The 22,696-nt window shown below is 55.7% G+C and carries 22 protein-coding genes and 1 tRNA gene; 2 read left to right on the forward strand and 21 right to left on the reverse strand.

Going from position 1 to position 22,696, the window contains the following annotated elements; translation table 11 throughout:
- Window positions 1-85 precede the first annotated feature (85 nt).
- The 10 genes from ED661_RS06305 to ED661_RS21880 all read right to left on the reverse strand — a co-directional run bounded on the left by ED661_RS06305 (window position 86) and on the right by ED661_RS21880 (window position 8,573).
- A complete protein-coding gene (locus tag ED661_RS06305; protein ID WP_054463834.1) occupies window positions 86-1,180 on the reverse strand; it encodes an endonuclease/exonuclease/phosphatase family protein in 1,095 nt (364 codons plus the stop codon).
- Window positions 1,181-1,497: 317 nt separating this feature from the next.
- The gene (locus ED661_RS06310; protein WP_054463833.1) at window positions 1,498-2,175 is read right to left on the reverse strand and encodes a hypothetical protein; all 678 of its coding nucleotides are present in this window, start codon (window positions 2,173-2,175) and stop codon (window positions 1,498-1,500) included.
- A gap of 338 nt (window positions 2,176-2,513) precedes the next feature.
- Complete coding sequence (locus ED661_RS06315; protein WP_162930059.1) at window positions 2,514-4,139, reverse strand: phage/plasmid primase, P4 family; 1,626 nt, start codon at window positions 4,137-4,139, stop codon at window positions 2,514-2,516.
- On the reverse strand, window positions 4,132-5,325 hold the full coding sequence (locus ED661_RS06320) for a CHC2 zinc finger domain-containing protein (RefSeq protein ID WP_162930060.1): 1,194 nt from the start codon (window positions 5,323-5,325) through the stop codon (window positions 4,132-4,134). Before ED661_RS06320 ends, ED661_RS06315 begins: the two co-directional genes overlap by 8 nt.
- A gap of 4 nt (window positions 5,326-5,329) precedes the next feature.
- Window positions 5,330-5,587 (reverse strand): hypothetical protein, encoded by a 258-nt coding sequence (locus ED661_RS06325; protein ID WP_122073058.1) that lies wholly within the window; start codon window positions 5,585-5,587, stop codon window positions 5,330-5,332.
- Window positions 5,584-6,450, reverse strand: a complete 867-nt coding sequence (locus tag ED661_RS06330; RefSeq protein WP_122073059.1) for a DUF6456 domain-containing protein — start codon at window positions 6,448-6,450, stop codon at window positions 5,584-5,586. The genes ED661_RS06325 and ED661_RS06330 overlap by 4 nt, the downstream gene beginning before the upstream one ends.
- A complete protein-coding gene (locus tag ED661_RS06335; protein ID WP_122073060.1) occupies window positions 6,447-6,728 on the reverse strand; it encodes a hypothetical protein in 282 nt (93 codons plus the stop codon). The genes ED661_RS06330 and ED661_RS06335 overlap by 4 nt, the downstream gene beginning before the upstream one ends.
- Before the next feature lie 120 nt (window positions 6,729-6,848).
- Window positions 6,849-7,523: an acyl-homoserine-lactone synthase gene (locus ED661_RS06340; RefSeq protein WP_054459419.1), complete on the reverse strand. Its 675-nt coding sequence runs from the start codon at window positions 7,521-7,523 to the stop codon at window positions 6,849-6,851.
- An 82-nt stretch (window positions 7,524-7,605) separates the two neighbouring features.
- A complete protein-coding gene (locus tag ED661_RS06345) occupies window positions 7,606-8,217 on the reverse strand; it encodes an autoinducer binding domain-containing protein (protein ID WP_157063665.1) in 612 nt (203 codons plus the stop codon).
- A 2-nt stretch (window positions 8,218-8,219) separates the two neighbouring features.
- Entirely contained in the window at window positions 8,220-8,573 is a 354-nt protein-coding gene (locus tag ED661_RS21880) for a helix-turn-helix transcriptional regulator (protein ID WP_157063664.1), read from the reverse strand.
- A 238-nt stretch (window positions 8,574-8,811) separates the two neighbouring features.
- Between ED661_RS21880 and ED661_RS22405 the strand changes: the two genes are divergently transcribed.
- Both ED661_RS22405 and ED661_RS06355 read left to right on the forward strand, forming a co-directional pair.
- On the forward strand, window positions 8,812-8,961 hold the full coding sequence (locus tag ED661_RS22405) for a helix-turn-helix domain-containing protein (protein WP_371412412.1): 150 nt from the start codon (window positions 8,812-8,814) through the stop codon (window positions 8,959-8,961).
- Complete coding sequence (locus tag ED661_RS06355; RefSeq protein WP_216822441.1) at window positions 8,954-9,169, forward strand: hypothetical protein; 216 nt, start codon at window positions 8,954-8,956, stop codon at window positions 9,167-9,169. Before ED661_RS22405 ends, ED661_RS06355 begins: the two co-directional genes overlap by 8 nt.
- 232 nt (window positions 9,170-9,401) lie before the next feature.
- Here the strand turns inward: ED661_RS06355 and ED661_RS06360 are convergent, their stop codons facing one another.
- From ED661_RS06360 to ED661_RS06415, 11 genes are all read right to left on the reverse strand, one after another.
- Window positions 9,402-10,652 (reverse strand): tyrosine-type recombinase/integrase, encoded by a 1,251-nt coding sequence (locus ED661_RS06360; RefSeq protein WP_162930061.1) that lies wholly within the window; start codon window positions 10,650-10,652, stop codon window positions 9,402-9,404.
- Window positions 10,653-11,092: 440 nt separating this feature from the next.
- A tRNA-Gln gene (locus ED661_RS06370) sits at window positions 11,093-11,167 on the reverse strand.
- 103 nt (window positions 11,168-11,270) lie between these two features.
- The gene (locus ED661_RS06375) at window positions 11,271-12,275 is read right to left on the reverse strand and encodes an NADPH:quinone reductase (RefSeq protein ID WP_122073061.1); all 1,005 of its coding nucleotides are present in this window, start codon (window positions 12,273-12,275) and stop codon (window positions 11,271-11,273) included.
- Window positions 12,276-12,498: 223 nt separating this feature from the next.
- Entirely contained in the window at window positions 12,499-14,154 is a 1,656-nt protein-coding gene (locus ED661_RS06380) for a transcriptional regulator (protein ID WP_122073062.1), read from the reverse strand.
- A 382-nt stretch (window positions 14,155-14,536) separates the two neighbouring features.
- Entirely contained in the window at window positions 14,537-15,457 is a 921-nt protein-coding gene (locus tag ED661_RS06385; RefSeq protein WP_122073063.1) for an MBL fold metallo-hydrolase, read from the reverse strand.
- Window positions 15,458-15,691: 234 nt separating this feature from the next.
- Window positions 15,692-16,867, reverse strand: a complete 1,176-nt coding sequence (locus tag ED661_RS06390) for an ABC transporter substrate-binding protein (RefSeq protein ID WP_122073357.1) — start codon at window positions 16,865-16,867, stop codon at window positions 15,692-15,694.
- A 47-nt stretch (window positions 16,868-16,914) separates the two neighbouring features.
- A complete protein-coding gene (locus tag ED661_RS06395; protein WP_122073064.1) occupies window positions 16,915-18,810 on the reverse strand; it encodes a long-chain fatty acid--CoA ligase in 1,896 nt (631 codons plus the stop codon).
- Window positions 18,811-18,821: 11 nt separating this feature from the next.
- Window positions 18,822-19,595 (reverse strand): ABC transporter ATP-binding protein, encoded by a 774-nt coding sequence (locus ED661_RS06400; protein ID WP_122073065.1) that lies wholly within the window; start codon window positions 19,593-19,595, stop codon window positions 18,822-18,824.
- Entirely contained in the window at window positions 19,595-20,362 is a 768-nt protein-coding gene (locus tag ED661_RS06405; protein ID WP_122073066.1) for an ABC transporter ATP-binding protein, read from the reverse strand. The genes ED661_RS06400 and ED661_RS06405 overlap by 1 nt, the downstream gene beginning before the upstream one ends.
- Window positions 20,359-21,444 carry a branched-chain amino acid ABC transporter permease gene (locus tag ED661_RS06410; RefSeq protein WP_122073067.1) on the reverse strand — a complete coding sequence of 362 codons (1,086 nt, stop codon included), beginning with the start codon at window positions 21,442-21,444 and terminating at the stop codon, window positions 20,359-20,361. Before ED661_RS06410 ends, ED661_RS06405 begins: the two co-directional genes overlap by 4 nt.
- 4 nt (window positions 21,445-21,448) lie before the next feature.
- Window positions 21,449-22,324: a branched-chain amino acid ABC transporter permease gene (locus ED661_RS06415; RefSeq protein WP_122073068.1), complete on the reverse strand. Its 876-nt coding sequence runs from the start codon at window positions 22,322-22,324 to the stop codon at window positions 21,449-21,451.
- Window positions 22,325-22,696: the final 372 nt, after the last annotated feature.

Here is a 22,696-nt window from a genome sequence, read left to right on the forward strand (position 1 = left end):
TTTGTACAATGGCTGCTTTGCAGTAGCTGCAGTGCAGCGCAAGACTACTTCATCAAAGTCTGCAATGGGCCGAAAACACCTCTGCTCACGCCTCAGGAAGAAAACGTGCCAGATATTCGTCTGAGTAATCAACCTCAAGTTCAACCCAAATTGGAAGGTGATCGGACATCTCGTAGGTCATGAAGTTTGTGGCGTATTGTGCGTCAAAATCAGTGTATGGATCCTTGCCGTAAGCTGTCCGCATTGCGGCATTTATAGGCTCATAATGTTGTCTCTGTTCGATATCGGTTTTCCGACTGACGAACGGCGGGTCATCAGGGGCTGTTGGATCGCCCTCTTGTGCTGGGCCAAAAACCGAATTCCTCCAATCGAACACACCGTGCCGCAGCAGTCGCGTTTTGCGGGTCGAGGCACCTTTCTCCGTATAGGCGATCTGATCATAGAACTTGTCACCTTTCATGTTGGTAGCTTCGAAGCGCGGAACTTGCATGCCACTGTCTACGAGCGCTTGCCAAACTTGATCATCACGGCTTTCGATGTTCATATCGCCAAGGAAAACGAAAACCTGGTCCTCTTTCTTCGCACGTTTCAAAAGCGCACTTGTAATTGCTGAAATTTCCTCGCCACGCTTACGCAAGTCGTCACCATAGATGATGTGATTTGAACAAAGCGTGAAACGAAACCAATTCGACTGGAATGCGGCAAAGAAGGGTGTGCGCGCGATCTGGCCACCATCAGTCATCGCACTCGACGGGATTACTATTTCACCAATGACATTGCGGAAAAACACCTTGTCCTTATTAAAGACGAACCCCATTCGTTCGTGGTTAGCGCCCTCGTGGTTGCCAACGTCTGTGACGAAATAGTCCCAGTTGGGGCCAAGGAGACTCATGAGCCTTTTAACAGGGCCCAGATCATTGCGTAGTTCTTGGATAGCACAGATGTCGAAGGCTGAGACGATCTCCGCGATGTAGTGGTAGCTTTCATCAAGACGTGGCATTCCGCCGTCAAACGCACGGATGTTCCATGAACCTATTATGAGCGAATTGGGACGTCGCGCCTTTGAAATGCTTTGAGCCAGATCGTAGCGCAGGGTCAGAAGGCGGCGAGCGATCCATTCAGCTTTGTTTGGATAGATGGGGTCTGGATCGTAATTCTTCAGGTCGTGATAAAAAGGCATAGCATTCTCAATTCCGTATATCTAATTGTGAATAAATGTCTTAAGCACCTCCGAGTTGACAACATGTACTTCTAGTACGTCAATGCCCATGGCTTGAACCGGACGGTTATGTGCTTCTGCCACTATTTCCAATGTCTGCAATGCGAAAGTTGCGGTGCAGCATAGAAAGGCCTTGTAGGTGGCAGGTTTGGGCCGGATGGCGCCATGGGCCTGATCAGTTTAGCGTCGACTTTGCGAATGCCGGTTTCTGCACTTTTCTGACAAAGCTACCTGTGTTTGTTAAGCCGGAAGCCTGAGAGAGTGCCGAAGCATATACATCAGGGTTTTGGGCTGTTGCGCGAATTTGTGCTTGGGAGCGCCGTTTGGACGTAGCCGCAACACAGGGCCAAGGATTGGGCCATTTCGACTATGGCAAGGGTTGCAGCGTCCTGAGCCGTTTCATTGGATGAAGTGGCCCCGGCTTTGCGCAGGATCTCTGCTCGGCTAAGTTCATCTACACCGACCCATTGGGCAAGTTGGCGATAACTCACTCGGGCCAGACCATCGGATCGGCGCAGGCGGCGAGCGTCTTTCAGCGGTACAACCAGCTCACCGTCGGCAAGCACTGCGTTCATTTGACGTAAGCGTGTTGCGGCCGTGAGGGCGCGAAGACTGGGGCCGCGTGAGCCGCTTCTACCCGTGCCTCCAGTCGGATCAACTGTGCGCCCTGAAGAGTGTACGGCCTCGAAGACTTCCGCATAGTCCAGGACAGCAGCGCGCCCAGCTGGGTTGAGGATGCGCAGGGTTGAGTGCGTTTTCACCCGCCAAACCCGTGCTCGGTTCAGAACCACCTGACCATCGGCCCCTTGGCTGGTACCTGTCTCCATTTTAACCTGTTCAAGGCCGGGTCTTGCAAGCGAGGCCACGGTACCGTCGGCTAGTTTGGTTTTGGTATCCCAGGTAAAGGGAGGCAGTGTGACTTTGGGCGTTGCTCGAGTTTTGCGCTTTTTGACCATTCGTCTTTCCTTTCCGGGTGGAGGGGGAGACGGGTTGCCCACTCCCCAAAGTTCTCTAATTTTTCCGATACATGATTTTTTCTACCTATAGCGCGTACTCACCCTCTTCTTCTTTCTCACCCCTTTGTTTATTTTCAATAAGTTAGAAGAACAAAAGGGGTGAGTGTAAGGGTGAGAAAGGTGATGAATTTACGCCAGATTTGCGCCTTTTCGCTTACTTCTTCCCCGCCGGTTTACGGCGGGGGCCGCTTGGTCCTCGCTCTGTTTTACCCCCCGGGTGAGGGTTCTCCCCCTGTCCTAAACAGGGGCGCGGGGATCAGAAGGCATGTCTGGGGCCATCAGAATGCCGGTCCTTTCTCGGCCGGAGGGGCGCCTTTGGGCCTGTTGCCGGTGACGTGCTCCACCAGGTCTGCGGCCTCTGGTTTCCACTTCAAACCTTTCCAGTGCGAGCGCCCCCGGACAGGGCCGCGCTCAAAGCCCTTTTCGACCATGATGTCGCCCACTGTTTTCATCTGGAACAGCTGACGCCCTTCCTGTTCGCACCAGGCTTCATGCACCTTGTAAAATTCACTGACAGAGAGGCGACCCTTGGTTTCCTTGTAGGTCATTTCGGTCAGAAACACCCCGACGGGATCAGCCGATTCAAGCAGTTGGATCTTGAGGCGTGTCATAGGCTCAGGCAGGGCGATGCCGCGCCGCAGGAAGTCCTGAAAACCTTCCAGGAGCCAGTTCAGAATGCCGCTGGCCTCGCGGCGCAGTTCTGCCTCAACCTCAGCCTGGGAGCGCTGTTGGTCCTGCGGCAGGCTACGCAGATCCACGTCAAAGGGCACAAAGACCAACCGGCGGCGGGTGCCTTCGTCCTCATCTTTGATCTTGGGGGTGCGATTGCAGGAAATCAGCGGAATGCCGGTTGGCGTCCAGAAGAACGGGTTTTCGTAATTGCCCCGGCTCATACGCCGATCACCGCCAGTGAGGCCTTTGATTTTCTTGGCGCTCAACACGTCTCGCGCGCCTGGCTCGGTGGCGATATAGGCGCGGGCGCCGGGTAAATCGACTTCTTCGGGATTGGCGCCTGAGGGGCTTTGCTGGCCGGTGTCCAGGAACATTTCCACCTTGCAGGTGGCGGCATAACCATCACGGCGCCCTAACACGTAGGCGATTGTGTTCAGCAATGTGGATTTCCCATTCCCACCCGGGCCACGTAGCAACACGCATATCTGCGCGGGGTTCTGGCCAAAGAGGCAGGCACCAAGAATGCGTTGCGTGCAGTTCCTGATGGCCGCATCCGGCAGGATCAGTTTCATGAAGGCCAGCCAATGTGGGCAGCGGGCCGCTGGGTTAAAGCGCACACCACCGCATTTGCTGGGCAGTTTGGAGCGATCGGTGTCTTCCAGCCACACCATTTTGCTTTCGATCTCTTCGGTTTCGGTCGCGCCCTCGGGCCGCTGCCAGTTCCGCACGGCGCGCAGGTTCAGATCCCCATTGGGTAGGACCAGTGTCCAGGGATCGGCGTCCATATCTTCCACCTCGGCGCGGCGCTGGTGTTCGCAGGTTTCAAGCGCGCTTTTCACCTTGGCGGCATTGCCGCATTTGGTGGCGTGTTGGCGCAGTTTGGAAGCGGCGGCAAATCCCATCATTTGGCGGGCATCACTGGCGGACCGGACGTAGATTGGCGGCCGTCTGCGTTGACAGGCCTGAATGAAGTCTTCGATCTCCTGCTCTGTAGGGTCAAAGGTCCGTTGCAGATAATCGGCCTCTTCCAGCACTAGGCGCCGAAGCCTGTGGCCGATCTCACGGGCAGCCAGCGCACCGGAACGGAAGGAATAGCGAGTGCCATCCCAGACAGCCCAGCCCTTGCCGGAGACAAAGATCAGATCTTCACCATAGGCCGACAAGATACGGGCCGCGTTGTCTTCATCGTTCATTTCCAGGTCAAGCCGCTCGGCAAGTGACATGTTAAACATAGAGTTCTCCATTTTTGGTGAGGTCTGCAAAATCATCGTCGTGGTCCCAATGCCCCCTTGGGATGGCCAGCCGGGCGCCCTCTGCGCAGTGGTGGGCCAGTTTGGCCTCGGCGCGGGCCGCGTGCAGGCGGGCGGTGTCGGGGCACTTGGTGCCGGGGTCGGCCAGGATGGTGGCGCGAGTGATGCCGTCCGGGGGCAGCCAGCCAGGGCGCGGGCTTTCCAGATCGGGCAGCGGTGACGGCAGAGGCCTTCCTGTACGCGGGGACTTGCCCCGGCGGGCGCCAGTCCTGGCTTCTGGCCCGCAGAGGGCACCAAGCGATAGGGCGGCCTCTACTCGGGCCTTGAAGCCAGGATTGCGCAAGCGGGTGGCGGCGAGCACCGCCAGGGTGGTTTCAATGCCTTCACCGACCATCACCAGGGGGCAATAAGGCTTGGACAGAACCACCGGCTGGCCCCAGATTGCACCTGTGCGGCCTTTGAGCTTCTTTGGAACCTTGGAGCCATCATCAAACCGGGCACGGCCGCGCGCCGGGTCCTTAGGGTCAATCCAGGTCAGATGCACGCCAACCAGACGCTGGCGCCCGATAAAGCCCACCATGGCCGGGCCGCGGTGGGTAATCCGGGGGCGGCCACTACCGTTGCCCTCATAACAGGGTAAATCTGGGTGATAGCGCAGGGTTGGGGGCAAACCACCCAATGCCGATATACGGATGCCCCGGCCGCGTTCCAGATAGGCCGCCAGGCCGGGGTGATTGGCGAAGGAGGCGCGCCAGATCCGCAGCGCCCGAGAGATACCCCGTTCTGCCAAATCGCGGGATTGGATCTCGGCCTGTCTTTGGCGTTCCTCGGACTTTGCTTTGAAACGGGCGATGCGGGCAGGATCGGCGGTGCGGTCTATCCCTTCCTGGTCAGCCAGGTCACGCAGGGCGGCGGTAAAGCTGAGACCGTCGCGGGCCATCAGGAAATCAATCACCGATCCTTTGGCGTTGCAGCCAAAACAGAAGAACTGGCCGCCATGGCCTGTGGGTTCTGTCACATGAAAGGATGCGGTCTTTTCACCGTGTAGAGGACAGGGCGCCCAATAGTCACCACGCCTGATGTTGGACTTGCGCATGTCCCAGGTGACAGTCTGTTCAACAATCGCCCGCAGCGAGACACGCGCTTTCACTTCATCTGACAAGGCCATGGGATTATTCCTTGAATTGAGGTTGATCAAAGACATGCACGCGCCAAACTTTGCTCAGTTTGACGCCGGATCTGGCAGCCGCCTTGACGGCGCGACGTTGCGCGGCGAGGTCACATTCGGACTGGGTGCAGATCCACAGACATTCCCCGCGCAGGTAGTCCGGCAGGCCTGGCAGCGCATTTGGGGCAAGGGGGAAGCCCAGCCCAAAACGTGAGGGCTGTTCTTCGCAGACCTCGCAGAGCGCGGTCATGGGCCGGGTCACGTCAGGGCGCCAGTGTGGTCCAGAGTTTCCAGCGCCAGCGCCACTACGGCCTTTCCAGATCGCGCGGGAATTTTCAGCATGGTTTCCAGCGCTTCAAGTCCCGTGGACTTGCCGCACACCTCTTCCAAGGCAGTCAAAAGGCGTGGCGCAAGGCGTTGGCGTACAACGGAATACACATCCCCCGTCACGTCTTGGCGGCCTAGGTAGATCATCTGGAAATCGCGGGCGATGCGCATGTGGTCGGCAGTGATCAGGCCGGGATTTTGGCGGTGGAGCACTTCCAGCGATGAGGAGCGCCAAGCCTGCGCGCTGGAAGACCGCTTTGTCGGATGCGAGCAGGTGGCGGTAAAATCGCGCCCTGTGCATTCAATTGCGCTGGGGGTTGGTTTGAATTGCCGGACCTTGCCAGTGATTACGCCCACGGGCACCAGCCAGCCAAAGGCAAGCCCCGCCAGGGCCACAGAGCGGCGCATTTTGCCCCGGACCTCGCCTGCAACTGTCACAGCACCGCCTGGCATATCTCCAATCAGCAAGAGGCTGTCCGCCTGCTGCAAGAGCTGGAGCTGAGGGGAGAATTCCTTCGCAAGGTGGGCGGCATTCAGTTTGAGGGCCGCCAGAACTGTCTCCCTGGACAGATGGGCAGAAAGAGATTGCCGGGTGTCTTCCTGGTGGTTTTCCAGGGCCGTGAACAGCGCGTCCCATTCCGGGTGTTCGCGCAGATCCTCACATCTGCGGATGCGGCGCAGGACGGTGGAGGCTTGGCAGTCCTGGAGCCTGCCGATTTCCCGCATGGATTTGCCCTCCAGGATATTGAGGAAATAAGCGGCGAGAGCATTGGGTGAAACAGCCAAGGAGGAATTCATCGGATTGCCCTCCCTGAAAGGTCAGTGGCGGACATCAGGCTTAGCAACGGTGCCAGCTCCACCGCAGCCCAAGCGCGGCCTGCATTGGTGAAACGCAGAGAGGGGTGGATTCGACCCGTGGCCTCAACAAGGCCAAGATCCTGCGCGGCAGAGACCGCGACTTGCAGTTCAAGCGGGTCATAGCCAGAGGCGGCCAAGAGCGTGCTGCTGGTCTCGGAATGGTGCTGGACGGCACCCAGGAACCGCAACAGCGCGGGGTTTTTGAGTTTTGACAACATAAGGGGTCATTCCTTTTGCAAGAATGACCCCTTTTTGGAACGTCCCAGTTTCTGATAGCAGTTTGATATTTAGGTCGTTTCTGATGAAAACACGTCTTACTTGGTCGCCTACCAATCCATTCAATTTGCCTGAACTACTGAACTACTTGTTTTTCTTGTTTCGTACGGAAATCGGCCTTCATCAGCCGGAAACCCGCAGGAAGAACCGGAAACTCGGTCTAAGGTCATTTCCAAGGCGCAATAGCATTTGTTGTCCTCAACGCATTGATACGGTGCACCGATGCGTTGCGCACGGTAGCCTGCGAGCCGTAGGGATCTGCGCAATGGTGGAGGCGAAAGGGAAAGCAAGGCACGGGCACCATTCTGCTTGCCTATCCCGACCAAGCCTCCCACAAGTAATTTGAATGAGGTCAGCCTGTCTGCACCCGGCAATATGGGATTTGTGACCAAACGAGAGCATTCCCATGTGTTGGAAAAATCATAGCCTTTGGGGAAAATTCCAGGCGCGACGGTCGGAACGCGGCCAGCCTCGGCATCCACCAGCAAATTGTGCCAACCGTACCAAGCTGGATCTGAGGGGATTAGGCGAGCGGCGGCGATAAGCTTGTTGCCATCAACAACAAATGAATAGTGGGTGTTCGGGTTGTCGTACTGGTCAATCTCTAGGCTATCATTGTGCCACAACTGCCAGCTCAGCCCGTCCACAAACTGTTCTTTTCGAAATTCAGCATAGTTGTGAAACCACTTCCAGAAATCAGTAGTTTCCGCGTATTTGTAGGTAACAGATTTCAGCATTTTTCCACCTCGTGCAAATCTACATGCTCAAGGTATGCAGGAAATTCAATTTATAGGTGAATCATGCGGCCTCTAGATCACGCTAAATGAGGCCTTCCCGCAAGCACGTGGCTACTAAATGGGCGGGAGTTTTTGTTCCAGTTTTGGCATAGGCTGAATTTCTGCGTGTTCTTACGGTTTCAATTTTCACCCCAAGCGTTGCCGCGATCTCTTGATCACGCAAGCCATCGGCCAGCAGATTGATGACCTCTGTCATTTTGGGATTGAGCTTGGCAGCCTCATATCTCGCGTGTAGGCGGTGAAGCGTTCCCAGGGCCAAAACTAGACGGGGAAGCAATGATTTTGGCCAAACTGGTCCGGCCCCAGAAGCCAGAGACCTACGCCCATTGATCGAAACGCTAAGGGTGTTTCCTTCACCCAGGCCAAATTTGGGGCTTTCCATCATAACCCGGTTGTCGGGATAGTCCGCCGCCAACTGAGACCAAGCAATATGACCGATTTCACTTTGAGCAAATGTGATGGTTGGATCTATGTTGATAAAATCGTTCTCCACATAGTGTTCCACCCAAGGTTCCGGGTATTCCATGTGAACCCAGTCAAACTCTTTCGCTCCAAGATTGACCACGATGGCAAAGCCGGTGGGGCTGACACTTCGAAAGGTATCAAGGCACGCGAGTTCCAGAGGGTCATCCACGGTCAAATCTTTCTATTTTTGAAACTTTCCGCGAGGCGTTCTGCTAGGTCCGGCCGGTTCCCACCAACAGAGCGTTGCAGCATATTCAAGGACGTTAATTTGCTATATGAATCGGGATCTACAAAAATTTCTGTGGGATCAATGCCATTGCAGATGCAAATTGCTGCCAAACTACCCAGTGACGGGTTGAAATTTTTTGACCTTTCTGACAGTGCTTTACTTAGATATTGAGGATTTAGTCCAGCCGGAACCGACGCCTCTCCAATAGGAATTCCAGCGGCTTCCAGGCGCGCCCTGATACGCGATTTAACCGCGCTCAGGTACTCATCAATCCGCAATTTTTCCAATTCATCCATGCATACATTTAAAGGGAATTGGAACTATTTGTCCAGTTTTTCCTCTATAAGTGATATTTTTTACTCCGCAAATAATCCGTGAGTTGTGAAGTTCTCATTAGTTATAACTTGTCATATTGAAAAGTAACTCATACAAACAATCTAAGGTAGAGAAATCTCCGAAGGTTCAGTTATGATGAGTCCAAATCTTGAGTGTGTTCAAATTGATTTGGGAGACCGGACTCTCTCTCAGGTTCTAATGGAAGTCGAGCGCCTATATCTCGAAACCGTTTTGACAAAAGCATGTGGTAACAAAACACTAGCAGCCAAATTTGCAGGTGTATCGCTGTCAACATTTCGCGAAAAGCTCTCACGCTTCACCGTAAAAATGGCCATTTCTCTTGAGTAACCTTGCAGAAATAAGAGATGCGATGATCACCATGGCGCTGGTTATTGAGCGAGATGGCCCGGTCTACCTCCCCCTGTTTTTACGACTTGAAGCAGAAGAAAAAGCGCTACTGCGGAATGAAGCTGGAATGGCGCGGGCACTAAAGCTCGCGGAGAAGTTTGGAGAAGCCTCCCACTCAACCAAGGACAGAACATGCAAAAGGCAGTGAAAGAGATAGCAATAGCCGCCAATGAAATAGCAAAAATCGCGAATGTTGGAGGTGCAGAAGTTGCCGGGTTAATCATTTCGGTTCTGGCAGTAAATCCACGCCTGACTGAGGAATTTACCCGCAAAGGTCCATCAGCTCTTTTGACCCACAACCTATGTTGGGAAAATGGCTGTTTAACCTGGTATGGCCCAGACGGCAGGATCAGATCACCTCAACCCCCAGCGCCCCCACGCTAAAGCGCGATCTTCTCCAATGCCAGGCGCCGCCCTTCCAGCGCCCCACCGTCACCATAACGCGGCCGATTGTACTTGTGACCCAGAATATCAGCCCTCACCCGGTCATCCACTTCGGCTGCCAGAAGCGCATTTTCCACATAGTGGCGCAAAGAATAGGCGACGTGCAACGGCGACTCTTTCAGGTGGTTGTTAGAGAGGTACTTATTCACCGCCGCCGACCATGCCCCCGCCTTGTGTCGATAACGGCAGATCCCACCACGGTGGCCGATCCGGCGCGCCGCTTCGAGCGAGACCCCCAGCAGGGGTATTTCGCGACTGGTGTGAGCCACCTTCAATTCCCGGCCATGCGCAGCAACCCGAAAAAATGGAATGTTGTTGCTTGTCTCAAAATCTTCCAGAGGCGCATCGGTGATTTCACTTGGACGCAGCCCTGTATTGATCATCATAAGAAATACGTCACGCGCTTCATCGTTGAGCCGCGAGAAAGCACCTGGAGCCAGAATCTTGTTCGCGATCCAGTCACGCGTGAAAGGCGGCACACTGCGTTCGTCTCGCCCCTCAAGACGGAGCTTGGCAAAGGGATTGGAAATTTCAGTTTCGGTCAGTTCAGCCCAGGTTCCATAAATCTCAGACAGGTGGCCAAAATCCTTATTGGCACTTTCGATCTTCATGCCGCCCTCAACGCGGGCAGACCACCACTTGCGAAACTTGAGCGCATCAGCACGGGTGATTTCGTCAACGGGGACGCCAACTGGCTCCCCCTGCCCGTTCTTGCGTCCGGTCACTTTCAGAAAGTTTCTGACCGCCCGCTCGCGCGGCAGCTTCCAGCGGTGCTTTTGTGCATCGGACTTTTGCAGATGGCGCGTTCTGGTCAGGCTGTAATAGTCTTCCAAAATTTCGCTTAGAGTCGGCAAGGTTTCTGGTGCCGCACCAAGTATAGCCTTGGTGACCGCCGCTGGCTCTGTCAAACTGCGGCCATCAGCTAGAGACAGAACTCGGTTCACCAGGTCCACAATGTCACCCGCGGCCAAATCATCTATGGGCTTGTAAGAAAGCCCCCTGGCCTCGGCCAGTTTCCGGGCGGTCAGGTAATTCTTGCGCGCACTCTCACTGTCTCCAAGCCGCAGGGCTTCCCATTCTGCAAGGCGCGCCGCCTCAACTTGGCTTGCCTTAGACTGAGCCTCCAACTTACTGTCCGTATACAATGCTTGCCGCACCTGGACTACCGGCTTGCCGGTGACCCCCACCACAAGGCCCTGATAGCGCTTTGGGACACGCTTCACCCAGTAATACCGCCCACGGTTTAAGACTATCCCCATGGGACGCACGCGAGGAAAGAGGGCGCCGAGATCAACCCAAAGTACTTTGCCACTAGGTATATTTTGGCAAAGACGACCAGATAAGCAAAGATCAACAGGGCAGTGTCGATAGCAAGGTGAAAGCCCAAGCGCAAAGACTTGCCACGAAACGCGGCTATGACCTCCGTTTTGCCCACTGCTTCCACCTCCTCCGATCACGTGTGCCAGGTACGAAACCGACAAAATGTTGATGGATTTGTTTATGGAAATGTTGATGGATTAGCGAAGCCAAAGCAATGGGCCTGAAAGCTTGAAGCAGTCAAACTACCAATAATAAAAGTCAAAAATTGAAAAGGCCGATGCTTATAGCATCGGCCTTTTCAAATTACTGGCTGGGGTGGTAGGATTCGAACCTACGATCTTCAGTACCAAAAACTGTTGCCTTACCACTTGGCCACACCCCATCAGTGAGCGGCGTTCTAGTGTGAGTTTCGGGGGGGCGCAAGAGGGTTTTGGAAAAAAGTCAAAAATTTTTCGCGACCTGTCCCGCGCCCTCCAAAACTACTCTTAGTCCGCCAGAGCTTCACCCATCTGGATCAAGATCGCGCCCTCGCGTGCGCCCGCCTCTACGGCCTCGTGGGCAAGGCAAGCCTCTGAAATTTTGTACACCTTTTCGATATCAAAGCGCAGCGCTCCTGCGCTCAAGGCGGCGTGCAAGCGAGAGATCGTCGCCGTGCGCTCAACTGCTGTGAGCAAGTAGACCAGAATGATTTCCAGCCGGACAGCTTTAAAAAGAAGCGGTAAAAAGGGCAGGTTTGGGGACATCTCCTGGGCCGAGCCATAGGCCGCAATGCAGCCCTTTTCGGCAATCACATGAGAATCTGTTTCAATGTTGAGGCCGAACTCAACTTCCACAATGAGATCCACAGGATTTGCGCCATTGGCTTGCAGGATTTGCTCCGCCAAGTCCTTTGCCCGGTAATCCAACACAACATCGGCACCAGCGGCCAGCACACGCTCATCCGCCCTAGGACTGCAAGTGGCAATAACGTGGGCGCCGCCCCATTTGGCCAGTTGCACCGCCAGGATACCGACAGTCCCTGCCCCGCCTTGCACCAAAACGGTCTTGCCCGCCACCTCTCCCTGGCCAAAGACCGCATAGCAGGCTGTAAGCCCCGGGATCCCGAGGATTGCCCCCACCTCAAGGCTGACACCATCTGGCAGAGTGACCGCCTGCTCGCCGGGCAGCGTGATCTGTTGCGCAGCTGTTCCACAAGAACGGCGGAACTGCCCATTCCAGATCCAAACACGCTCCCCTATTCGGCTGCTGGAGACGCCCTCGCCCACGGCTGTAATCACCCCGGAGCCATCACTATGAGGAATGATATAGTCCCAAGGGAATCCAGAAAGCCCTGGCTGTCCTCGGGTGCGGGTTTTGACATCCGATGGGTTCACCCCGGTGAAGGCGACCTCTACCAGCACCTCTCCTGCGGCAGGTTGCGGAACTGGCAGGTCTTCCAGCTGCAAAACCTCGGAAGCAGCGCCAAAGGCGCGGTATGTAATGGCTTTCATCGTCGCGTATTCCTTGTGATGTCCAACCCGTTGAGTACGTGCTTCCTGGCTGCATGAACCGTGCGGCCAAGCGCCCCTGGGCTTGGATATCAGAATACAGAGCATTTTCCGAAAGGACAGAGCTCCAAGTGTGACGACATTGCGTGACTCTGCTAAAACTTACCTTCGCCACAGTACCGAGAGGCCCCGCTGCAACCGCGTCCTGGCCTTTGATTGCGGTGCCTTAAGCCGGAACCCCTGCCTGTTTCAGGGCATCGGCCCATTCACTGCCCTCCAACGAGGCGGCGCCTGGGTATTCCCGGTGATACTGAGTCAGGTTAAACTGCGGTGACGCCGCCATCAGGTTCTGAACGGCCTTACGTGCCTCGCCTGGGCGGCCAGAGAGCTGCAGCGCGATAGCCTTGGTGCGCAGGCTGGCAGGATAAGCGGCATTGGCCTGTAGCGAGCGCTCGGCCAGCTCTATGGCGCGGTCATAATTATGCGCGGATAGATTGGCAGAAGCAGAAACCGAGTCGAAATAGTATTTTTGCGGCCCCAATGGCGTCAGCCGCCGCGCCGCGTCGGTGAGTTCCACCGCCTCGATCGGGTGCCCCTGGTAGGCCCAGGTTGCCCCTTTCAACAGGATTGCCAATGCTTCATTGGGGTTATCCTTCAACGCCAGGTCATAGGAGTTCTGCGCCCTGCCAAAATCAAACAACAAATGACTGGAAATCGCCCCTTTGAGTGTATGAGCCAAAGAGAAAGAGGGATCAGCTGCCAAGGCGGCGCCAGCATATTGACTGGCCAAGCCAGCATCCATCTGACGGTCACTGGAAAATCCTTTTTGCACGCGCAGTACGTGCCAGAAACCTACCCAGGTCAGCACCACTGGGTGTTTGGGGTCACGGTCCAGCAGAACCTTCAAAATTTCACGGGCGCGGCCAAAACGGTCAGGAGTCATTTTCTGCATCATCGAGATCGCCGCCATCAACAGCATGTGACCTTCCAGACTGGGGAGTGGCTTGAAGGCGGCAATCCGAACAGCTTCTCCAACCAGGGTTTGGCCAATCTGACGGGTTGCTTCACAAAGAGCTTCGCTCCGGCCCGCCATCAAATCCGGCAATGGCCCCTCAAAGTGACGCGACCAGATCACCTGCTCGCGCTCGGCATCGTGCAACTCGATTTCGGTGGACATGAGCTGCCCGTTTGCCCGCACTGAGCCGGAAACCAGGTATTTCACCCCGGCAACGGCCGAGACTTCTGACGGACGCACCCGGGATAGGTCAAACTGGCGGGATGCCAAGTAGGAAGTAACGGTAAACGCCTGACTGCGCGCCAGACTGCGCGAGAGCTCTTCTGAAATCAAAGACCCCAGCGGCGAGGCATCTTCTCCCGGGGCCAACTGTACAAAGGGAAGGACCGCGATCAGCGGCAAGAGCGCCTCGGGCCTTGGGCGGCGTTCCTGTTGTGGTGGCTTGCCATTACGGGCAGAGCTGCGACCGATCTCCAGCCGGGTCTGTTGCAGCCAACGGGCAAAATTGGCCTCATATGGCAGATCAAACCCTTCCATGAATTCGGCGTCGCGCGCACAGTCCTCAAAAGCCACCCTGCTCAGATCTAAAGTCACCCTTTCCCTATTGGCACTGATAACCTGTGCAATCGTTGGCCCCAGGTGACGTCTCAGCGTTGACAAGGCAGTTCTGAGGCTGGCTTTGGCCTGCTCAGGCTGCGCCAAACTCCACAAGGTCTGCTCGAGGAAGGCACGTGTGCGCACCCCTGATTCCGCCATGCACAACAAGGCCAAAAGCGCCTGATGTTTTGCGCCTAAAGGGATGGGTGTCCCATCGCCCTGGGCGACGTTAAAGGCTCCAAATTGACCGACACGAAGTAAAACGCTCATGACACACACCCAAAAAATTATAGCATGATTAAATTACAACAATACTTCCCTGAATTGTAAATAAAAATCATCAATAAATTTTGCGGAGATTTAGTCAACCCATCTCCAATCACATTAACTCTTTTACAACCTTTGAGGTATTTTTGTTTACTAGCAGCACTTTGGGGCTGATTAGATCAAGGTAAACAGGGAACCATTCCACGACCTCCCTCTCCTTGCCAGAAGTCCTCCCATAACTGAACTCTTTGAGTAAATCCCGAGGAAGCGAGTCTTTTCTCCCATAACAGGACCAAAGTTCCAGACTTCTCAGCGGGCAGAATTTGACGGCACCGCAAGAGAAAAGGAGGCTTTACCAGCCTCCTGTGTTCAAAAGCCGCTCCCCCTAGTTCGCGGGGATAAATCGATAGCCATTCTGCGCAGTTTCGACCCGTCCGATTCCACCATTTGGCAAATGATAGCCAATCAGCTGCATTTGGTCGTGCGCCAGCATATCCAGCAGACGAAACCTCGTTTTTGCAGCGAGGTCGACGTCCTGATCTGTGCCAATTGCCCATCCTGGTTGCGCAAAGCTAACGTGGTGATTGCCAATTGCATCGCCGCCGATGAGGGCACTTTTCTGACCATCACGCAGTTCAAACGACATATGCCCCGGTGTATGGCCATAGCTTGCATGTGCGGCCACTCCTGGCAAAATCTCTTGCCCATCGCCAAATCTGCTGAGGCGCTCTTCGATGGCTTCCAGACGGCGACGCGCACCGACCGCCATTGACGCCCGATCCCCAGAGATCGTCGATGCCGTGTTGGGATCAAACCAATACTCCCACTCGACCTCTCCCATCAGGTATTGTGCATTGGGAAAGAGAGGATCGTCAAAATCATCCAATACCCCCCACAGATGGTCCGGGTGGCAATGGGTAAAGACCACATGGGTCACCTCGTCTGGGGCAAGACCCACCGTATCAAGCGCCGCTGTCAATTGCCCCGCAGTGCTTTGGAAACCCGGACCGGACCCCGCATCAAATAGCACCACACGCCCTGCATGGCGTAGTAGGGTCACGTTGATTGGCGGATGGATCGCCCCCGCAGCTACGCCGCGTGCCTGAAGGATCTGATCCACTGCACCAGGCTCTAACCCGGCAAAGAGCATGGAGCGTGGCAGAGTCAAATGCCCATCTGACAGGGTCATCACCTGCATTTCTCCAAGCGTAAGCTGCCCGGGCATCCCAGATTTTGCCCTACTCACTGCTGGCGCCATCCCCGCAGCAGCCAGGCCTGCGATAAACACGCGACGGTTCACTGTCATTTTTCCCCCAATCAGATTAATGCGCTATACGGAGCGCTCAACACATTCTTACATGTGAATTTATATGAATTTGGCGCTTTGGCAAGATTGAGAAATTGCCTGACTATTCAGACGAAAAGCCTAGTCGAGGATAACCTCAGCGTTTCTGGCATCAAAAAGCCCGGCGCACGTATAATGCACCGGGCCTCCTATGTGCTACGCTCCCTCATCTGCAAAAGGGAGCCTTTTCGCCGGTTACTGGCGGCTCAGTTCTTTCCACTTGCCGGCTTCGACAACCGAGATCACGATATCATCTGCCCCACGGTGGTCCGTGGCGGTGTAGGAAATCTGAGTGTCGGTCAAAGCATCGAAATACTCGAGCGTTTCCATACCTTTGATAAAGGACTCCTGGGTCAGATCCTGACCTGCGGCTTCCAGCGCACGCACAACGGTATCCGCTGCCGAGTAGCCAAGCATGGCAAAGCCGCTTGCAGGATGGCCAAATTCGGCTTCATATTCCGCAATGAACTTAGCCGGAGCTTCGTCTTCGGCGCGGGCGATAAGATCCACCCAACCGGCAGCCGCATAAAGCCCTTCGGTCACGCCACCCGGAACAGCGGCAACAACATCAAGGAAACCAGCCGAAGTGTTGAGGAACTTGACGTCGGTCCAGCCCAGCTTTTTGGCGGTGCCAACGACAGTGATACCTTGACGCACGCCCAGAGCCATGGCAACGACGTCGCAGCCAGCGGCTTTCAGCTTGGTCAAAGACCCAACAAAGTCCAGCTCATCCGGCTTGTGGCTGGTCTCGGCGGCAAAAGTCAGCCCCAGCTTGGCAGCGGTTTCTTCTGCGCTCTCCTTGATCTCCTTGCCAAAATCCGACGGGATATACATCGAGCAGATTTCTTTTGCTTCAAATTCACCCGCCAGATAGGTCACACCGGCCTCGACCTGATCATAGTAGCTGGAAAAGCCGATGAACTTGTTTTCGACCGGATCCTGCAACATCTGACGCGCTGCCGACAGCGGGCCAATGTTTGGAATACCCTTGGGGTCCAACAGCTTGAAGCCCGCGATATTCATCGGCGTGCCAAGCGACAGCAACATGCCAAAGACCTTGTCGCGGTTCAAAAGCTTGTTGTAGCCCTGCATCGCACGGGGAATCTGGTAGCCATTGTCCTCAACCACAAAGCGGATCTGGCGCCCATGTACGCCGCCCGCCTCATTGGCCTCGGCAAAGCGCATATTGGCCCCATTGGTGGCAGGAACGCCAACCGCTGCAAAGATGCCGCTCAGGTCATTGACCGAGCCAAAGACCACTTCGCTATCGGTCACGCCCTGGCTATCGGCCTGCACGGCAGAGCCAGCACTCAGAGCCATTGCGCCGGCCATCACTGTGCCCGCCATCACCTTGGATGTAAGTTTCTTCATTTCCATTTCCTCCCTGGATTGGTTCGCAGCGTGTTCAGATCACGCCGTCAATACATGTCGTCGATCAGTGCCTTATGTTTCTTCTCCACAAAACTGCGCTTCAACTTCATCGTCGCTGTCAACTCGTCGTCCTCAGCGGTGAGCAGCACATTGATCAGGCGGAAATCCTTGATCTGTTCCACCCGGGCAAAATCCTTGTTCACCGCCTCGACCTCCTCGCTGATCTGCTTGACCACCTCCTCCGCGGCACAGAGCGACGCAAAGTCACTAAAGGGTATCTTCCGGTCCTGAGCGAATTTTTCAACATTTTCCTGATCGATCATGACCAGACAGCTGAGATATTTTCGCTGATCGCCGATCACCACCGCATCCGAGATATAATGGCTGAATTTCAACCGGCTCTCGATTTCAGCAGGTGTAATGTTCTTACCGCCTGCCGTGATGATGATATCCTTGATCCGCCCGGTGATGGTCAGATTACCTGCATCATCCACCCGGCCAACATCCCCCGTCCGCAACCAACCATCACTGGTATAGGTCTCGGCGGTTTTCTCATTGTTGCGCCAGTAACCCTGGAAATTGTTCAAACCCTGGGTCTGGATTTCACCATCTTCGGCAATCCGCAGTTGCACCCCCGGCACCGGATGACCAACGGTCCCCGGCAGGTTCTGCTCCAGCGTGTTGATGGTGGCAATACCGGCGTTTTCCGTCATGCCGTAGCCCTCGATCAGAGGCACGCCAATGGACCAGTACCACTTCAGCAGTTCAGGAGAGATGGGCGCGGCCCCAGTGCCTCCACGGCGCATTTTATCCATGCCCAGCATCCGGCGCAGATTGCGCAACACCATAAAGTCCCAAAAGGCATAAGCCGCAGCAATATTGGCTGGTGGCTCTTTGCCGACCATCACATGTTCAGCCCGCGCCTGCCCTGCCTTGATCGCCCTTTGGAAGGCCCAGCGCCCCATTGGCGTGGCTTCCTGTGCCAGCACCAGGACCCGCGAATAGATCTTTTCCCAGACCCGTGGCACCGCAAAGAAGGTTGCCGGAGAGATTTCCTGCATATTGTCAAAAACCGTCTCGGGGCTTTCGGCAAAGTTCACTGTGCTGGAGGCCCCAAGTGGGAAATAGACCGAAACATTGCGTTCCAGAATATGGCAGAGCGGCAGGAAGCAGAGCTGCTCATCATTTGGATCCACTGCCAGGGCGCGTGCACCGGCCTCCATTGAGGCCAGGATGTTTTCATGCCCCAACATGGCGCCTTTTGGCATGCCCGTGGTCCCGGAGGTATAGATCAGCATGGCTGTATCTTCGGGCTTGGACTTTGCAATTTCAGTCTCAAACGCGCCTGGGATCTTGGCCTCATAGGCCTGTCCCATTGCCACCAGGTCTTCGATAAAGATGCACTTTTCCTGCTGAAGATCATGCAACCCATCGCGGTCATAGATGATCACCTGGGCCAGATCCGGCACCTGGTCGGCAATTTCCAGATATTTGTCCAGTTGTTCATCATTCTCGACAAAGAGAAACCGGCTGCCGCTGTCATTTACAAGATAGGCAAGCTGCGAGGCAGAATCCGTGGTGTACACACCCGAAGCAATGCCACCGACGCCCTGCACGCCCATATCCGTATAGAGCCATTCACGGCGGTCTTCGCTCAGGATCGAGACCACTTCGCCGCGCTGCAGCCCCAAAGAGACCAGCCCCAGACCAATCCATTTGGATTGCTCCCAATAGGTGGTCCAGGAAAAGGATTTCCAGATCCCCATGTCTTTTTCGCGATGCGCCGTGCGATCTTGCAGGCTCATGCAGCGGGTCTGGAACAGTTTTGGAATGGTATCACAGCCATCCACCAGAACCGGACGTTGGCCCGGTTCCGCATTAAACGAGACGCCGTTGATTTCAATCTGGGCGAGCCCGGTCTGTTTTCCGACTTGCATATTCATCTCCACCCCTCCTAGCGCCAGGTTTTCTTGCGTTTCCAGCGTTTCTCGCCGCGCTGGCCCTCTTCCTGATGGCCCAGGTAGAAAGACTTGATATCCTCGCTTTCCATCAGGCGATCAGCTGAGCCGTCCATAACGATGCGACCGATCTCCATCACATAGCCCACATCCGCCAGATCCAGAGCGATACGGGCGTTTTGCTCCACCAGCATCATGGTCACATGCTCTTCGCTATTGAGCCTGCGCAGAATGGCAAAGATCTCCTGGACCAAGAGCGGTGACAGACCCAGACTTGGCTCATCCAGCAGCATGATCTGCGGCCGCAGCATCAGCCCACGGCCAATGGCCAGCATCTGTTGCTGCCCCCCTGACAGGGTGCCCGCCTCCTGGTTGCGACGTTCCGCCAGAATGGGGAAATAGTCAAAGACCATCTGCCGGTCGCGCTCGATCTCGGCCTTGTCCGACCGGGTATAGGCGCCGAGGCTGAGGTTCTCATCCACCGTCAGCAGCGGAAAGACCTCACGTCCCTCTGGCACATGCACGATGCCCTGATCGACAATGCGATGTGGTTCCTGGCCCTGGATCGGCTTGCCGTTGAACAGCACCTCACCCTTTTCAGGGTCCATGATGCCCGAGACAGTTTTGAGCAGGGTCGATTTACCTGCACCATTGGCGCCCAGCACGGTAACGATCTGCCCCTTGTCCACCTTCAACGAGACCCCCCGGATCGCCATGATCGGCCCGTAAAAGCTCTCGAGGTTTTTGATTTCCAGCAAAGGTTCACCCATTAGACTGCCCCCGCGCCGAGATAGGCCTCGATGACTGCCGGATTGGCCTGCACCTCTGCCGGGGTTCCCTCGGCCAGTTTGGCGCCATCTGCCAGGGCCAGCACCCGGTCGGATACCCCTGAAACCAGCCCCATGTCATGTTCCACCATCAAAACAGTGATCCCCATCTGTTTGCGGATGTCATCAATCCACCAGCGCATATCCTGAGTTTCCTCCACCGAAAGCCCCGATGCGGGCTCATCCAGCAAAAGAAGACGCGGTTTTGAGGCCAGGGCACGGCCCAGCTCAACCACTTTGCGGACCCCGTAGGGCAGACCGGCGATCATCTTGTTGCGGTAGGGCTGCAGATCAAGGAAATCGATCACCTCTTCTACCGCCTCGCGGTGACGTTCTTCTTCGCGCCGCACGCGCGGGGTAAAGAACATCTCTTCCAGAAGGGTGGTTTTGCGATGGCGATGCCGCCCAACCAGAAGGTTTTGCAACACCGTGGCATGCTCGAACAGTTCAATATTCTGAAAGGTCCGGGCAATACCCAGATCCGCCACCTGATCCGCGTCCCGTTCCAGCAAGTTGTTGCCGTCAAAGGTAAATGTGCCTGCAAAGGGATCATAAAAGCGCGAGATCAGGTTGAAGGCGGTGGATTTGCCAGCCCCGTTCGGGCCGACGATGGCATAGACCTCGCCCTCCTCAACCGAAAAGCTGAGATCATTGACCGCCACCACGCCGCCGAATTTGAGCGTGGCATTGTTGATTTCCAAAAGGCTCATCTCAGACGCTCCGTCTTCAGGTAGGATTTCTGGCGGCGGAACATGTCCTTGCGCGCAAATGGGAACAGCTCGAACCAGGTGCGGATTTTAAGCCATCGCCCGTAGATTCCCATGGGTTCAAACAGGATGAACAGGATCAGAATCATGCCGAATACGCCGGTCTCCAGCCCGGGAATGGCGACGCCACTGCCGACGACATTATCCTTCAGGATCGACAGGGCCTGCGGCAAGAAGGCAACCACAATTGCCCCAAAGAAGGCGCCATGGATCGACCCCAGCCCACCAATCACGATCATCATCAACAGGGTGATGGAAATCACCAGGCTGAAGGTCTCGTTGTTGAAGGTGCCCGCGTAATACCCCATGAGCGCTCCGGCCCAGCCCGTGATCATGCAAGACAGGCCAAAGGCCTTGCCCTTGGTACGGGCAATATGAACGCCCATGGCGGTGGCAGAGACTTCACTGTCGCGCACCGCCGCAAAGGCACGCCCTAGGGGAGAGCGCAGCAGGTTGCGGTAAAACAGGGTGCAGATGATGGTGACCACCAGAACCAGATAGTAGAACCGCGATGGCATCGACCAGCGTTCGATCTCAAAGCCAAAGATGGTGATCATCTCCGGGAATTTCCCCGACACGCCGCCGCTCCAATGTTCGGTCAGCACAATGATATCATCGGCCAGAACCGACAGGGCGATGGTGGCAATCGCCAGATAGATCCCGTGCAGGCGCAGCACCGGAATTGCGATCAGCAGGCCCACAAAGCCAGTGATGATCCCCGCCAGCGGGAAGGCAATGATAAAGGGCACGCCCTGTTCGATCAGGATGGTATTGGCGTAGCAGCCAATCGCCAGAAAGGCCGCATGTCCCAGGCTTGCCTGACCGGTCTGCCCCGTCAGCAACATCAGGCCCAGGCCTGCGATGGCCCAGATCAGCACATTGGTGACTTCGCCCAGGTAGAACTCGCCGATCAGATAGGGCAGCGCAAAGGCCAGTACCAAAAGCGCGCCGTAAACCGAGAGCGTCCAGCGATCTGGGAACAGTCGGATGTCGTGCTGGTAGGATGTTTTGAAATGAATACGCATGAGATTATACCTTCTTCACGCGGACCTGGCTGAACAGACCATGGGGTCTGAAGATCAGCACGGCCAGCAACAGGGCATAGGGCGCAATTTGTGAGTAACCAGCAGCGAAGTAGCGCGCTGCAAAGGGTTCGATCACCCCAACGATGAGACCACCAGCCAGGGCGCCAGGAAGCGAGCCAAAGCCGCCGATCACTGCTGCGGCAAAGGCCTTGATCCCCAAGAGACCGGCATTGGGGTCGATTGCCCCTTTAGAGGCAAACAGGATACCGGCCACCGCAGCCGTGGCACCGGACAGCCCCCAGATCAGCCCCTGAACACGTTTCACCGGAATACCCATGAAATAGGCTGCCATCTGGTTTTGACTTGCAGCCTGCATCGCCAAACCCAGCTTGGTGCGCTGGAAAAACTGATACAGAAACCAGGTCAGCAGGAAAGTAACAACGATAATGGCTACATCAGCCATACCAAGAACCACGCCGCCTATATGAATATCTCCCAAGGCTAGCGGGCTCTCCAGTGTCTGTGGCTCATGGCCCCAGATGATGCCCGCGATAAACCGCAGCACAAATCCCATGGCAATAGTCAGGATCACCACCGCTGTCTGGTTCTGGCCAAAGAGATGGCGCAACACAAACAGATCGAGCAGATAGCCAAACACCGCCATGATCGAAATCGTCAGCGGCGCTGCGATCCAGAATGGCAGGTTCATGTGTTCCGCATTGGTCAGACCAAGGCTGACAAAGGCCCCGATCATCATGAAATCACCCTGGGCGAAGTTCACCGCCTCGGTGGCTTTGTAGATCAACACGAACCCAAGCGCGATCAGGCCGTAGACACAGCCATTCGCAAGCCCACTGATCAAGAGCTGCAATACTTCCAAATTTTCCTCCCCCCGCTCCTAAAGAACGGTTCCTCGCCCGGTCTGATCCAGGCCTTTGCGCCTTTTTTAGTGGAATTTCGCGCTGCCTCCTCAAGCGGCGGAATCCCAAGCGTCTAAAAACAGACTAATGAGTATGTTTTTGACCTGTCAATTGGCGGGACCCAGCGTCAAACTCTCAAAAAACGCCTATTCTTTGTGCCTCTGGCCCCCTAGGCTGATTCTATTCCTCGTCGAGCCAGCACCCGTTGCCCGGCCCCCTAAAGGCGAGTTTTTCGGACTTTGTTTCTCTGGCTTCAGCCCCGTACTTCGGCTTTGATCTCTGAACAGCCGCGGCTGGCTGACAGGCGCGCGGTGACGTGAACTGGCCGCAAC

It is taken from the genome of Pseudophaeobacter sp. EL27, assembly GCF_900313025.1.
GTDB lineage: Bacteria > Pseudomonadota > Alphaproteobacteria > Rhodobacterales > Rhodobacteraceae > Pseudophaeobacter.

Coding starts and splice junctions, on each gene's coding strand:
- ED661_RS06400 (WP_122073065.1), bottom strand. CDS start 19,595: ATGGGTGAACCTTTGCTGGAAATCAAAAACCTCGAGAGCTTTTACGGG.
- ED661_RS06395 (WP_122073064.1), bottom strand. CDS start 18,810: ATGAATATGCAAGTCGGAAAACAGACCGGGCTCGCCCAGATTGAAATC.
- ED661_RS06335 (WP_122073060.1), bottom strand. CDS start 6,728: ATGTTGTCAAAACTCAAAAACCCCGCGCTGTTGCGGTTCCTGGGTGCC.
- ED661_RS06375 (WP_122073061.1), bottom strand. CDS start 12,275: ATGAAAGCCATTACATACCGCGCCTTTGGCGCTGCTTCCGAGGTTTTG.
- ED661_RS06320 (WP_162930060.1), bottom strand. CDS start 5,325: ATGGCCTTGTCAGATGAAGTGAAAGCGCGTGTCTCGCTGCGGGCGATT.
- ED661_RS06340 (WP_054459419.1), bottom strand. CDS start 7,523: ATGCTGAAATCTGTTACCTACAAATACGCGGAAACTACTGATTTCTGG.
- ED661_RS06385 (WP_122073063.1), bottom strand. CDS start 15,457: ATGACAGTGAACCGTCGCGTGTTTATCGCAGGCCTGGCTGCTGCGGGG.
- ED661_RS06405 (WP_122073066.1), bottom strand. CDS start 20,362: ATGAGCCTTTTGGAAATCAACAATGCCACGCTCAAATTCGGCGGCGTG.
- ED661_RS06390 (WP_122073357.1), bottom strand. CDS start 16,867: ATGAAGAAACTTACATCCAAGGTGATGGCGGGCACAGTGATGGCCGGC.
- ED661_RS06380 (WP_122073062.1), bottom strand. CDS start 14,154: ATGAGCGTTTTACTTCGTGTCGGTCAATTTGGAGCCTTTAACGTCGCC.
- ED661_RS06330 (WP_122073059.1), bottom strand. CDS start 6,450: ATGAATTCCTCCTTGGCTGTTTCACCCAATGCTCTCGCCGCTTATTTC.
- ED661_RS21880 (WP_157063664.1), bottom strand. CDS start 8,573: ATGGATGAATTGGAAAAATTGCGGATTGATGAGTACCTGAGCGCGGTT.
- ED661_RS06305 (WP_054463834.1), bottom strand. CDS start 1,180: ATGCCTTTTTATCACGACCTGAAGAATTACGATCCAGACCCCATCTAT.
- ED661_RS22405 (WP_371412412.1), top strand. CDS start 8,812: ATGGAAGTCGAGCGCCTATATCTCGAAACCGTTTTGACAAAAGCATGT.
- ED661_RS06410 (WP_122073067.1), bottom strand. CDS start 21,444: ATGCGTATTCATTTCAAAACATCCTACCAGCACGACATCCGACTGTTC.
- ED661_RS06310 (WP_054463833.1), bottom strand. CDS start 2,175: ATGGTCAAAAAGCGCAAAACTCGAGCAACGCCCAAAGTCACACTGCCT.
- ED661_RS06315 (WP_162930059.1), bottom strand. CDS start 4,139: ATGTTTAACATGTCACTTGCCGAGCGGCTTGACCTGGAAATGAACGAT.